The organism is Agrobacterium sp. SORGH_AS 787, assembly GCF_030819035.1.
In the GTDB taxonomy this organism is placed as follows: Bacteria; Pseudomonadota; Alphaproteobacteria; order Rhizobiales; family Rhizobiaceae; genus Agrobacterium; species Agrobacterium larrymoorei_B.
This window is the reverse complement of record NZ_JAUTBG010000002.1, coordinates 2,053,513-2,065,319: the sequence shown is the minus strand read 5'-3', so window position 1 is coordinate 2,065,319 and position 11,807 is coordinate 2,053,513. Positions and strand designations below refer to the sequence as shown.

Here is an 11,807-nt window from a genome sequence, read left to right as displayed (position 1 = left end):
CAACAAAGCGGGTTTGTCCCGTTTAACCCTCCCAAGACTGACAATGAGGCGCCAATGTCGAAGATCCTGCTCGTCACCTCCAGCCCACGCGGCGATGAATCGCTTTCCAACAAATTCGCATCCGACCTTGCCAACAAGATCCAGGCGCAGTCGAACGGCTCGATCACACATCTCGATCTGGGTCAGAACCCGATCCCGCATCTCGATTCCGTCACCACGTCGGCCATTCGCAAGCCTGCAGAAGAGCGCACGTCGGAAGAGGCCTCTGCTGCCGACTACTCCGACAAGCGCGTGGCAGAATTGATGGACGCCGACACCGTCATCATCGGCACCGGTCTCATCAACTTCTCGATCTACTCTGGTCTGAAGTCCTGGATCGACAACATCGCGCGCGCGGGCATGACCTTCAAGTACACCGAGTCCGGTCCGATCGGCCTTGCAACCGGCAAGAAGGTCTACATCGTTCTGTCCGCTGCTGGCGTCTACTCCGAAGGTCCAGCTGCGTCGCTTGAGCATGCTGTGCCCTACCTGAAGACGGTTCTCGGCTTCATGGGTATGACCGATGTCGAAGTCATCCGCATCGAAGGTCTGGCGTTCGGTCCGGAAGCTGCCGAAAAGGCTATTGCTGCTGCCAATGCCAAGGTCGAAGAACTGGCCAAGGCCGCATAAAAAAGCGGCCCATCCGGCCGCTTCTTCCGAACCGCTGCACGTTTTTACGCAGCATGCTTGAACGGTCGCGCTTGTCGCGGCCGTTATTTTTTGTCAGCAAACAGATGCGGTCCGTTCTGGTCAATGATCAGTTTGGCCTTGCGTACCGTGCACTCCACCGCATCATCCATGCTGGTGAACACGTCGGCACGAACGAACTCATGCACGAGTACCTCGTCGCCAGCCGTCTTTTCAATACGGCCTGCCAGGCGGTACTGCGCCCCTTCCTTCATCGGCGTCGCATAAATGGTATACTCGCCGTGCTGGTGCGGTTCAGATGTCTCCGCCTTCTTCGGCGCGTCCGACTGCGCGGCACCGAAGCCGGAAAAGAGTTTCGAGAAGAACGAGGCCATGCTTTACCCTTCCTGTTGTCTCTGTGCAGAGCGCGCTTTAGCCCGCCCCACCTGATGATGCATCCGATCAGATAATGAGGTTCGCGAGGATTTCGTTCTCGGTTATATCCTCATAGCCGAGCCCTGCCGCCTCGAAACGCTCGAACAGAGTGGTAAAATTCTCGCGAGAGGTGGTTTCGATACCAATCAGGATCGAACCGAAGTTGCGTGCTGATTTCTTCAGATACTCGAAGCGCGCAACGTCATCATCCGGACCGAGCATATTGAGGAAGTCGCGAAGCGCGCCTGGACGCTGCGGAAGACGCAGGATGAAGTACTTCTTCACCCCCGTGAAACGCATGGCGCGTTCCTTCACATCCGGCAGACGCTCGAAATCGAAATTGCCGCCGGAGACGACGCAGATGACGCGCTTGCCCTCCAGCCTCTCGCGTCCGAGCTTTTCCAATGCTGCAATCGACAATGCGCCCGCGGGCTCCAGCACCACACCTTCGAGATTGAGCATATCGATGATCGTGACGCAGATGGCATTTTCCGGGATCAGTTCGACCTGTTCGGACGGGAAATCCTTAAGCGCCTGGAAGTTGAGATCGCCAATACGGGCGACGGCTGCACCATCGACGAAGTTATCCACCTTGTTCAGCGTGACGGCTTCGCCCGCCTCGAGACTCTTCTTCAGACTCGGCGCACCTTCCGGTTCGCAGAAGACGAAATTGCCCCGGGCGACAATCCCGGCAAAATAGCCGGTGAGACCTGCCGCAAGACCGCCACCGCCAACCGGCATGACCACCAGATCGGGCTTCGCACCATCCGGAAGCTGATCCATCACTTCAGCGGCAACGGTAGCCTGCCCTTCGATGATATCCTGATGGTCGAAGGGTGGAACCATGTAGCCATCATTCTCTTCGACATAGGCACGGGCTGCCGCGTAGCATTGGTCGAAGATATCGCCGATCAGCTTGATGGTGATAAACTCCGCGCCGAAAATGCGGGTCTTGTCGATCTTCTGCTGCGGTGTGGTGACCGGCATGAAGATCACGCCCTTCACGCCGAAATGACGGCAGGCAAAAGCAAAGCCCTGGGCATGATTGCCGGCGGACGCACAGACGAAGATCTTCTCTTTGCCGGCACCGGCAACGGCCTTGCGCAGGAAATTGAACGCGCCTCTAATCTTGTAGGAACGAACCGGCGTGAGGTCTTCACGCTTCAGCCAAATCTCGGCTCCATACCGGCGGCTGAGATGTTCATTCAACTGCAACGGCGTCTCGGGAAAGATTTCCCGAACTTCTCGCCGTGCGGCTTCTACAAGCAGTTTGTCCACGATTTTCAATCCATTGAAATTCACGATGGCACCCGCTATGCCATAGGAACAGGCCCGACACAAAGACTCTTTGCGCCACTTCGGTACGCGGTACTCGATCAAGGTTTGATTTTTTTGAACGCCAATCTCCTGCGCGCAGTCGTCTATATTACGTCGATCTTCGGCCTCTACATGGCAACTTCGATGTTCGTGCCGGCCATGACGGACCTCTATTACGGCAATAATGACTGGATCGTCTTTGCCGCCTCCGGCTTCATGTGCGGCGGCTTTGCGCTGGCATGCGCGCTCGCCACACGCGGACCGATGCCGACCTTCAACAAGCGCTTCGGCTTTCTCCTGGTCAATCTCTTATGGGTGGTCTTCTCGCTCGTCGGCGCTGTGCCTCTTTATCTATCGGAATTGGACCTCACATTCGGCCAAGCCCTGTTCGAGTCCGTGTCGGCCATCACCACCACCGGCGCTACAGCCATTTCCGGTCTCGACCATGCGCCGCAGGGTCTGTTGATCTGGCGATCACTTCTCTGCTGGCTTGGCGGTATCGGTATCGTGGCGCTCGGTCTCTTCATCCTGCCGCTGCTGCGCGTGGGCGGCATGACCTTCTTTCGGATGGAGTCGTCCGACACAGCCAGCGACCGGCCTTTTGCACGGCTGGCGAGCTTTACCAGGGCTTTCGTCGGCATCTATGTGGTCATGACGATTGCCTGCGCGGTCGCCTTCGACTTTGCCGGCATGACCCATTTCGATGCGGTGAATCACGCCATGTCAGCGGTTGCGACGGGCGGCTTCTCCACCCATGACGCCTCCTTCGGATATTTCGGTGACAATGTCGCACTGCTGTGGATCGCGACGTTCTTCCTGATCCTCGGTAGCCTACCCTTTTCCGTGATGATCCTGCTCGCGGTTCGCCGGAGGATGGATATCCTCTACGACCCGCAGATCCGCGTGTTCATCGGCTACCTCTGTGCCATATCGCTTGCGGTCGGCATCTATCACCATATCAACAATGGGGTGGCGCTTCCCATCGCGCTCAGCCATTCTTTTTTCAACATGACGTCGATCCTTTCGACCGGCGGTTTCGCCAGCGATGATTATACGCTCTGGGGTCCATTCGTCGTGGTCGTCGCCTTCTTCGCCACCTTCATGGGCGGCTGCTCCGGCTCAACGGCTGGCGGCATCAAGGCCTACCGCTTCGTCATCGTCTATAATGTGGTGAAAACCGGCTTGCGGAAGCTGATTTATCCGGATGCGGTTTATCCGGTGCGCTATGGCGCGCAGGTCGTCGATGCCGAAACCATCCGCAACGTCTTCCTGTTCCTCGGCTGTTTTATCGCTCTGTGGATCGCCGGCAGCCTGGCGATGAGCGCCATGGGCTATGACTTCCTGACTGCAACATCTGGCGTGGCGACATCGCTCGCCAATGTCGGCCCCGGTGTCGGTCCGATCATTGGACCCGCCGGCAACTTCTCCACTATCAGCGATCCCGCACTTTACCTGCTCTCGCTGATGATGCTGCTCGGCCGTCTGGAAATCCTGACCGTGCTGGTGTTGCTGATGCCGCTATTCTGGAGAAGCTGAAGATTTGGTACGGGCGGCGGGACTCGAACCCGCACGCTTTCGCTCCGGATTTTAAGTCCGGTATGTCTACCATTCCATCACGCCCGCTTGCATTTCCATCTACACAGCGTCACCACATGCGGTCAACTGCATCTCTTCCGGGAATTTAATTAACCGCACCATGATGGGCTTGCGGATCCGGCCCTGCGCGCCAGCCCTTCTCTCACAAGCTGGTCTGCGAAGGACATGCCGGATTTGGAAAGAGCCTTCACCTCGGCGCCTTGCCCTCCAGCTGCGACCTGGAAACTGCCGGAATTGAGCATATCGCGCAGCCGCACCTTGGCGGTGAAGCCGCGGGCGCGTTCTTCCATGCATCGGGCCTGATCCGTCTGTGGCACCTCGATACCAGCAAGCTTCATCTTCACACCCTTCATCCAGAAGGTGTTGCCGTCCATGACGCAATTGTTGAGGCCGGAGCGTCCACAAAAGGCGAATGTGCCGGGCTTTGCGCCAAGCGAGACATTTTCCACCTGCGGCTTTGGCGAAGGCAGCGTTGCGGTCGGCAGCTGACCGGCGCGTGTCGACGAATCCACCACCGCGATCGAGCGTGGTGGAACGGGCGCGCCAGACGCTGGCAAGGCAACGGTTTGCGTCGGCTTCTGCACGAATGCCGGCTTGGCAGCAACCGTGTCACGCGCTGCAGGCGCGCTGGGCTTCGAAGCCGATGCCACGACGCTCTTCATCTTCGGCAACAAGGTGTCGCGATGCTCATAGGCTTGAATCCCGCCGACAGCGACGCCAAACAGGATCAACCAGGACCAGACGCTTCCACCCTTGGATCTGGATGAGGCGCGGCGGCTTGAAGGTTTTCTCTTGCTCACAGGACAACTCCTTTTCAGGCGGGCATTATCCGCTGAAGGAGTTTCCGAAAGGTTGGCATTTGAGATAAATTCGATATGCGATCGCGAGCGATGGCGTTATCCACAACTCTCTCATCGGCTATAGCGTGGGGTGTCTGCAGCAGAGAACCTCGTTCGCAGCGAGGCCTCTCGTCGTTTAACGGACCTGATCGAGCAGGCGCTTGCATTCCAGAAGGTCGAAGAGCGCCTCCTGCAGCAAAGCGCGGTCGTCTTTGCTGATGCTGGATTTGCCGATGGAAATTTCCGGCGTGTCGTCGGATGCTCCACCGCCGAAACCAAAGAAGCGACCGCTGGGCCTCGCCTTTGGGCGTCCGACGACCTCGTCGTCGTCCGATGGCGCCACACGGGGTTCGGCCGTCTGCTTCTCGCCGCTGGCAGCCATGATGGCTTCCATTGTCGCCATGTCGCCCGAAGCGATGGCCGCAACGAAGCGGTTGCCATTGGTCTTGAGGAGCTTCTGCACGCCCTTGATCGTGTATCCATGATCGTAAAGCAGATGCCGGATGCCTTTCAGGAGATCGACATCGTCAGGGCGGTAATAGCGTCGACCGCCACCGCGCTTCATCGGCTTGATCTGGGGAAAGCGGGTTTCCCAGAAACGCAGCACGTGCTGCGGCAGATCGAGATCGTCCGCAACTTCACTGATCGTTCTAAAGGCGTCCGGACTCTTATCCACGCTTAACTCCCACCCGGCGGAATGACAGGTTTGCAAAACACACGACAAGGTATGATGCGAATCGTCTTTATTTCAACGGCTTGACGGTTGAAATTCAAGTATGTTCACAGGAAGAAAAACAGTGAGGTATCAGAATAGGCGTCGATAGCGCCGAAAGAAGCCTCTTAGGGGGCAGGCTTCTGGGTCTTCTGCTTCGCCTTACGCGATGCGTGTGCCTTGAGGATACGCTGTTTCAGAACGTTGGAGGCTTTGAAGGTCATCACCCGGCGCGGAGAAATCGGAACCTCTTCACCCGTCTTGGGATTGCGACCGATACGCTCGTTCTTTTCTCGGATCTGGAAGGTTGCGAAAGAGGAGAGTTTCACCACCTCGCCACGAGTGATGGCATTGCAAATCTCGTCAATGACGGTTTCGACCAGCTCGGCGGACTCAGTTCGGGACAATCCCACCTTGCGAAACACAGACTCGGCCAAATCCGCACGTGTCACAGTTTTACCGGCCATTTTTCCCCGCGCTTTTCTCTGTTGTCTTCTGGAAACCGCCTGAGACTATTGCCGTTGACGGCAGCGGTCAAGGAATGTTTCCAGAATCGTTTAGGGATTTACGGCAATGATGGCAAGGGCTTACGTTAAAGCGCCGTGCGTCCTGTTGGACGCACAAAAGACACTTTACCCTTTTGAATTTACATATCGTGCTTTTCCGAAAATCGAGTCCGATTTTCGGGAAGATGCTTTAAATCGTCACCGACACGTTACCAGCGCAGAAGCACCGAACCCCAGGTGAAGCCGCCGCCCATCGCTTCCAGCATGACGAGATCGCCCTGCTTGATGCGCCCATCGGCTGCAGCGGTTGCGAGCGCCAAGGGGATGGAGGCCGCGGAGGTGTTTCCGTGCAGATCCACGGTGACAACCACCTTCTCAAGCGGAATGCCGAGCTTCTTTGCAGAGCCATCGATGATGCGACGATTCGCCTGATGCGGAACGAGCCAATCCAGATCGTCTGCCGTCGTGCCGGTTGCCTCGAAAGCTGCCTCGATGACGTCGGTAATCATGCCGACGGCATGCTTGAAGACCTCACGGCCCTCCATGCGCAGATGGCCTACGGTACCAGTCGTCGACGGGCCACCATCGACGTAAAGCTTTTCCTTGTGCGAGCCATCCGAACGCAGATTGGAGGTCAGCACGCCGCGGTCGGACGTCTTGCCCTCACCTTCGCCTGCTTCCAGAATAACCGCACCGGCACCATCGCCGAAGAGAACGCAGGTGGTGCGATCCTTCCAGTCGAGAATGCGCGAGAAGGTTTCCGCACCGATGACGAGCACGCGTTTTGCCATACCGCCACGAATGTAGAGATCGGCGGTTGCCATCGCATAGACGAAGCCGGAGCAAACGGCCTGAACGTCAAAAGCAAACCCGCCAGTGATGCCAAGGCGGTTCTGGATGTTCACCGCTGTCGCGGGAAATGTATTGTCGGGTGTCGATGTGGCAACGATGATGAGGTCGATGTCTTCAGGCTTCAGCCCGCCATTTTCCAATGCCGCGCGCGCCGCAGCCTCGCCGAGCGATGCGGATGTCTCGCCCTCGCCTGCAATGTAGCGCTGCTTGATGCCGGTGCGTTGAACGATCCATTCGTCCGAGGTCTCGACGATGCCTTCGATTTCCTGGTTCGTCACAACCCGCTTCGGGAGCGCCGCTCCGAAGCCGCGTACAATAGAGCGGATCATTGGTTATTCCTCATCAACCACGAGAGCTTCTGGCGCCGGAGGCGGAAGTCTTCTTGCGTGGTATGCTTTCAAATCATTTTCGATCTTGGCGGTCAGGCCATTATGCACCATGTCGTAGCCCACATCGATGGCCGATGCGAAGCCGAGTGCATCCGTGCCGCCATGGCTCTTGATGACGATGCCGTTAAGTCCCAGGAACACGCCGCCATTGACCTTGCGGGGGTCCATCTTCTCCCGCAGCACATCGAATGCGCTCTTGGCGAGAAGATAACCGATCTTCGCAATAAAGCTGCGGGAGATCGCTTCGCGCAGCAGCGTGGTGATCTGTCGCGCGGTGCCTTCTGCAGCCTTCAGCGCGATATTGCCGGTAAAGCCTTCGGTGACGACCACATCGACCGTGCCCTTGCCGATATCGTCACCTTCGACGAAGCCGCGGTAATCGATGGTGGCAAGATCGGCCTCACGGATCAGGCGACCGGCTTCGCGCACCTCTTCCTGACCCTTGACCTCTTCGACACCGACATTGAGAAGGCCCACCGTCGGGCGATCGACGTCAAACAGCGCGCGCGCCATGGCGCCGCCCATCAGGGCAAAATCCAAGAGCTGCTGCGAATCCGCACCAATCGTCGCACCGATATCGAGGACGATGCTTTCGCCGCGCAGGGTGGGCCAGATGCCGGCAATCGCCGGACGCTCGATCCGCGCCATGGTGCGCAAACAGAATTTCGCCATGGCCATCAACGCGCCGGTGTTGCCAGCCGAAACGGCCACATCAGCCTCGCCCACCTTAACCGCTTCGATGGCACGCCACATGCTGGACACGTAACGACCGCGGCGAAGCGCCTGGCTCGGCTTTTCATCCATGGCGACCGACACTTCGCAATCGAAGAATTCGGACTTCTCCATCAGACGGGGATATTGCGCCAGAATAGGATCGCACTTGCTCTTCTGCCCGTAGAGCAGGAATGTCACGTCGTTGTGCCGCTCGAGTGCCTTTGCCGCACCGGGTATGACAACATCAGGGCCGTGGTCCCCGCCCATGACGTCAATTGCTATTCTGATCACTCGTCCCTGATCCTTCTGACCGCCGTGCGGTGTTTTTCGGGCGAAAATACCGTTTCCGCCCAGCCTTACAACCGAATTGTTCGCTTCTTACGAAGGCATTCAGTCTTTTTTCCAATCTTTCAACACCGCAAAGGGCGAAGGTTTTTTGTCTTCTGCCGGCGTCTCATCGCCATATCCGTCAAAGTCGATACCGGCTTTTCGCGGATAGGGATCAATCGCAAGCGCCGCGAATTCCGCAACAACCACACCGACGTCGATCGTATCACCGACAAATTGATCGGGAATATCCGGACCGTCCGGATCGAGCACGATCTCACCGTCTTCATTCGTCGTCAGGCGCGCGAGTTTCGAGCCTTCAGGCACGAAAATCTGCTCGACCTTCTCATCGATCACGCTCGGCACGGGCTCAAGCGTGACCACACAAGCCTGCGTGATACCGGCCTGCATCTGACCCTTGATCCTGATCCCGTCCCTTTTCCAACGGGTGACCTGCAATTCGCTCTTGAGATAATCCACCGACAGGACATCCCAGAATTTTGCCAGCGCCTTCAGCTCTTCCGGGCTGGCCTCGAGACCAATCCTGACCGGATTGGCAGAAATATGACCTACCTTGACGGGATAGGAAAAGGGCGCGTCATCATTGGCGACATGGGGCGACTTCATTGAAAACCTCACAAATCCGGTGAAGGCAGCGTGACCGTTCCCGTCGCCACAGCGTCCTCCGGCTGCGCAGACAGCATCTCAGACGCCGACATCATCCATTTCGCAAGAGCGCGCATATCCGGCGCGGTCTCATCTGCCTGGGGATATATATTGCGACGGAGTGCTGCTGCAAGTGCATCGGCATCCGCGCCATCGATTGCGGCGACATAAGATTCCAGCCTGCCATAAAACATGCCTGCAAATTTCTTCATCCGCTTCGGCACACCCTGGTCGCCGATCCCCAGCTCCCGCATCGAATGATCGAGATCCTGGAAGAAGGCGTCGACGATCTCCTGGGCAATTTCCTGACCGCGTGACCGATGCGCTTTTGGTGCGGCGGAAATACAGAATCATGACGACCGCCAGCATTTCGAAACGGCCCATGACCGTGTCCGGAATGCCCATATGCAGATAGAAGCCCGGCTGGCGAGCGGCCTGGGTCAATATCAAATATTGACGGTCAACGATGGCGCGATTGTTGTTTTTCTTTCTGAAAAGCCCAAAAACCATCGAAAAATCCGGATATCGACCGACGAAATCACCTCTCGTCCATCGCACTTGTTGCATGATCGTCAAAGCTGGTTTACCGAAGCATCCGAGAATTGCAATGCCGTGTCAGTCACGTTCATCATCGTGCTGAAACAGTCAAGGAGAGGCGCCAGGAGGCGGTGCCGATTTCTGAAACATGTTGCATTCCATGGTGAAACGGGGAATTTCTGTCCCCGGATTGACATAATCGTGTGTACAGAAGCGGTACGACACGCAATGCCGGAAGGTGCCATTCATGATCGCAGTCGGGGAAACGCAGGTGAACAAGCAGAAGTCGGCGGGCAAGACCAAGTTTCTGAGCAAAGCCGCTATCGCCGTTGTTGTTGCCTCGAGCCTGCTGACAGCCTGCTCCAGCACCACGGATGTCTTCCACAACGGCTATGTGCTGGACGAGCAGTCGCTGCAACTGATCCCTGTCGGCTCCAGCCGCGAACAGGTGCTGCTGACCATGGGCACACCATCGACTACGGCGACCTTCGGCAATGAGGTGTTCTACTACATCTCGCAGAAGCGCGTTCGCAAAGCGGCCTTCATGAAGCCGCAGCTCGTCGAGCAGAACATCCTGGCCATCTACTTCGACAAGAACGGTATCGTTGCGCAGAAGGCAAACTACACGCTTCAGGACGGTAAGGTGTTCGACACAATCTCACGCACGACCCCTACGGGCGGCAGGGACCTCACCTTCCTTCAACAGCTGCTATCGGGTGGCCCCGCCGGTGCCGGTATCGCCAAGAGCATGCTCGGCGGCAACAACAGCGTCTTCTAAGACGGCCAACTGTTTCCAGATCAAAAACCGGGTGCATGGCGCCCGGTTTTTTTATGCCCGCTTTACGGTGCGGGCGCCGCCTGCGTAAGCACAATAAAAAACGGGGCCGTTGCCGACCCCGCTTTTCAATTCATTCAGCGTTGCAGCCGATTAATCAGCCAACGATTTCGGTTTCAGCGAACCAGTAGGCGATTTCCTGGGCAGCGGTTTCCGGAGCGTCGGAACCGTGAACCGAGTTCTCGCCGATGGAGAGAGCGAAGGTCTTGCGGATCGTGCCTTCTGCTGCCTGTGCAGGGTTGGTCGCGCCCATGATTTCGCGGTTCTTGAGGATGGCGTTTTCGCCTTCCAGAACCTGAACGATGGTCGGGCCAGAGGTCATGCCTTCAACCAGTTCGCCGAAGAAAGGGCGTTCCTTGTGAACGGCGTAGAAGCCTTCTGCTTCGCGCTTGCTCATCCAGACGCGCTTGGATGCGATGACGCGCAGGCCGTTTTCTTCAAAAACCTTGGTGATGGCACCAGTGAGGTTACGCTTGGTTGCGTCCGGCTTGATCATCGAGAATGTGCGTTCAATCGCCATTATTGCGGTTCCTTGTCATAGAAAGAAAGTGGGCGGTGTTTACCCGCCCAAAGGCCCGAAAACAAGGGGGCTTTCCGTAATTGGCATGCGCCGAGCGACATTTCACGCCGCTGTCACACTGCGCCCCTTTGCGCCATGCAGATCGAGGCAGCGCTCGAACCAGTCGCGCACCGGATCCTTCGCGCCAAAGAGATCGACGCCGCTGGCGACCCTAGACCACTGAAGCGCACCGAAGACGATATAGTCGGCAAAGAGCGGGCTCTCGCCTCCGAGGAACGGCTGACGGCCGAGCATCTTACGGATCGGCTCCAGACGTGCGGGAAAAGCTGCAATCTCTGCATCACGCTCCGCGATCACCTCTTCCAATGCGGCACCCAGCGCTTTTGTCCGGCTCTCGCGGAAATAGGCCTGATCCTGATCATCCAGCATGTCATGAATATCGAGAAGCGCGATCCTGACGATAGCCGGATGGAGTTGCGTCTGCGACCAGCTTTCGACGAAGCGGGAAAGCGCTTTGCCGCCCTCCCCGTTGAAGAGCGATGGCTGATCAGGATAGGCCTCATCGAGATAAACCGCGATGTCGAAGCTGTCCTTTACCAGCCTGTCGCCATCGCGCAGAACCGGTACGGTTTTCGAAAAGCCGTTTTCGATGCCGGGAATGGCGGTGAAGGCGAGCGGACGCTCCTCGAAATCCAGCCCCTTGTGCGCCAGCGACAGAACCGTCTTCCAGCAATGGGGCGAAAACGGACGGCTGATGTCACGGCCGCAAAGCGTGTAAAGCGTAATCGACATGGTCACTCCTGTTTTTCTCACACCATTGAACAGGCTGATGCGGCGAAAATCAAACCACCAGACTTCATATCTGCCATCACAGAGTTTGAAGTGAGAACTCCGTC

Annotated in this window: 13 protein-coding genes, 1 tRNA gene and 1 pseudogene; 3 read left to right on the top strand and 12 right to left on the bottom strand. The window is 57.4% G+C overall.

Features of this window, described 5'->3' with window-relative positions; translation table 11 throughout:
* The first annotated feature begins 54 nt into the window (after positions 1-54).
* Positions 55-669, top strand: a complete 615-nt coding sequence (locus QE435_RS19235; RefSeq protein ID WP_349042356.1) for an FMN-dependent NADH-azoreductase — start codon at positions 55-57, stop codon at positions 667-669.
* Between the two features lie 83 nt (positions 670-752).
* Here QE435_RS19235 and QE435_RS19230 read toward each other — a convergent pair whose 3' ends face one another.
* Both QE435_RS19230 and ilvA read right to left on the bottom strand, forming a co-directional pair.
* On the bottom strand, positions 753-1,061 hold the full coding sequence (locus QE435_RS19230) for an HlyU family transcriptional regulator (RefSeq protein ID WP_306932097.1): 309 nt from the start codon (positions 1,059-1,061) through the stop codon (positions 753-755).
* Between the two features lie 67 nt (positions 1,062-1,128).
* Positions 1,129-2,379: a threonine ammonia-lyase gene (gene ilvA / locus QE435_RS19225; RefSeq protein ID WP_349042355.1), complete on the bottom strand. Its 1,251-nt coding sequence runs from the start codon at positions 2,377-2,379 to the stop codon at positions 1,129-1,131.
* A 114-nt stretch (positions 2,380-2,493) separates the two neighbouring features.
* On the opposite strand from ilvA, the gene QE435_RS19220 reads away from it, so the two are divergent.
* Positions 2,494-3,954: a TrkH family potassium uptake protein gene (locus QE435_RS19220; protein WP_306932094.1), complete on the top strand. Its 1,461-nt coding sequence runs from the start codon at positions 2,494-2,496 to the stop codon at positions 3,952-3,954.
* Positions 3,955-3,959: 5 nt separating this feature from the next.
* Here QE435_RS19220 and QE435_RS19215 read toward each other — a convergent pair.
* The 8 genes and pseudogenes from QE435_RS19215 to QE435_RS19180 all read right to left on the bottom strand — a co-directional run bounded on the left by QE435_RS19215 (position 3,960) and on the right by QE435_RS19180 (position 9,529).
* Positions 3,960-4,041: transfer RNA gene (locus QE435_RS19215), tRNA-Leu, on the bottom strand.
* Positions 4,042-4,103: 62 nt separating this feature from the next.
* Entirely contained in the window at positions 4,104-4,814 is a 711-nt protein-coding gene (locus tag QE435_RS19210; protein WP_349042354.1) for a nuclease, read from the bottom strand.
* A 175-nt stretch (positions 4,815-4,989) separates the two neighbouring features.
* Positions 4,990-5,529 (bottom strand): MerR family transcriptional regulator, encoded by a 540-nt coding sequence (locus QE435_RS19205; protein WP_309770854.1) that lies wholly within the window; start codon positions 5,527-5,529, stop codon positions 4,990-4,992.
* Between the two features lie 164 nt (positions 5,530-5,693).
* A complete protein-coding gene (locus QE435_RS19200; RefSeq protein WP_309770853.1) occupies positions 5,694-6,032 on the bottom strand; it encodes an integration host factor subunit alpha in 339 nt (112 codons plus the stop codon).
* A 248-nt stretch (positions 6,033-6,280) separates the two neighbouring features.
* Positions 6,281-7,252 carry a beta-ketoacyl-ACP synthase III gene (locus QE435_RS19195; protein ID WP_349042353.1) on the bottom strand — a complete coding sequence of 324 codons (972 nt, stop codon included), beginning with the start codon at positions 7,250-7,252 and terminating at the stop codon, positions 6,281-6,283.
* A 3-nt stretch (positions 7,253-7,255) separates the two neighbouring features.
* The gene (gene plsX / locus QE435_RS19190; protein ID WP_062425588.1) at positions 7,256-8,317 is read right to left on the bottom strand and encodes a phosphate acyltransferase PlsX; all 1,062 of its coding nucleotides are present in this window, start codon (positions 8,315-8,317) and stop codon (positions 7,256-7,258) included.
* Positions 8,318-8,416: 99 nt separating this feature from the next.
* Complete coding sequence (locus QE435_RS19185) at positions 8,417-8,980, bottom strand: DUF177 domain-containing protein (RefSeq protein ID WP_349042352.1); 564 nt, start codon at positions 8,978-8,980, stop codon at positions 8,417-8,419.
* 8 nt (positions 8,981-8,988) lie between these two features.
* A pseudogene (locus QE435_RS19180) lies at positions 8,989-9,529 on the bottom strand (ubiquinol-cytochrome C chaperone family protein).
* 274 nt (positions 9,530-9,803) lie between these two features.
* Here QE435_RS19180 and QE435_RS19175 point away from each other — a divergent pair.
* Complete coding sequence (locus QE435_RS19175) at positions 9,804-10,334, top strand: outer membrane protein assembly factor BamE (protein ID WP_349042351.1); 531 nt, start codon at positions 9,804-9,806, stop codon at positions 10,332-10,334.
* 154 nt (positions 10,335-10,488) lie between these two features.
* On the opposite strand, the gene ndk is transcribed toward QE435_RS19175, so the two are convergent.
* Positions 10,489-10,911, bottom strand: a complete 423-nt coding sequence (ndk, locus tag QE435_RS19170) for a nucleoside-diphosphate kinase (RefSeq protein WP_062425595.1) — start codon at positions 10,909-10,911, stop codon at positions 10,489-10,491.
* Between the two features lie 102 nt (positions 10,912-11,013).
* Entirely contained in the window at positions 11,014-11,703 is a 690-nt protein-coding gene (locus tag QE435_RS19165) for a glutathione S-transferase family protein (protein WP_306932085.1), read from the bottom strand.
* Positions 11,704-11,807: the final 104 nt, after the last annotated feature.

Excerpts from the sequence above, each read along its gene's own strand:
- QE435_RS19235 (WP_349042356.1), top strand. The coding sequence starts at position 55 with ATGTCGAAGATCCTGCTCGTCACCTCCAGCCCACGCGGCGATGAATCG.
- QE435_RS19230 (WP_306932097.1), bottom strand. The coding sequence starts at position 1,061 with ATGGCCTCGTTCTTCTCGAAACTCTTTTCCGGCTTCGGTGCCGCGCAG.
- QE435_RS19200 (WP_309770853.1), bottom strand. The coding sequence starts at position 6,032 with ATGGCCGGTAAAACTGTGACACGTGCGGATTTGGCCGAGTCTGTGTTT.
- QE435_RS19195 (WP_349042353.1), bottom strand. The coding sequence starts at position 7,252 with ATGATCCGCTCTATTGTACGCGGCTTCGGAGCGGCGCTCCCGAAGCGG.
- QE435_RS19185 (WP_349042352.1), bottom strand. The coding sequence starts at position 8,980 with ATGAAGTCGCCCCATGTCGCCAATGATGACGCGCCCTTTTCCTATCCC.
- QE435_RS19175 (WP_349042351.1), top strand. The coding sequence starts at position 9,804 with ATGATCGCAGTCGGGGAAACGCAGGTGAACAAGCAGAAGTCGGCGGGC.
- ndk (WP_062425595.1), bottom strand. The coding sequence starts at position 10,911 with ATGGCGATTGAACGCACATTCTCGATGATCAAGCCGGACGCAACCAAG.
- QE435_RS19165 (WP_306932085.1), bottom strand. The coding sequence starts at position 11,703 with ATGTCGATTACGCTTTACACGCTTTGCGGCCGTGACATCAGCCGTCCG.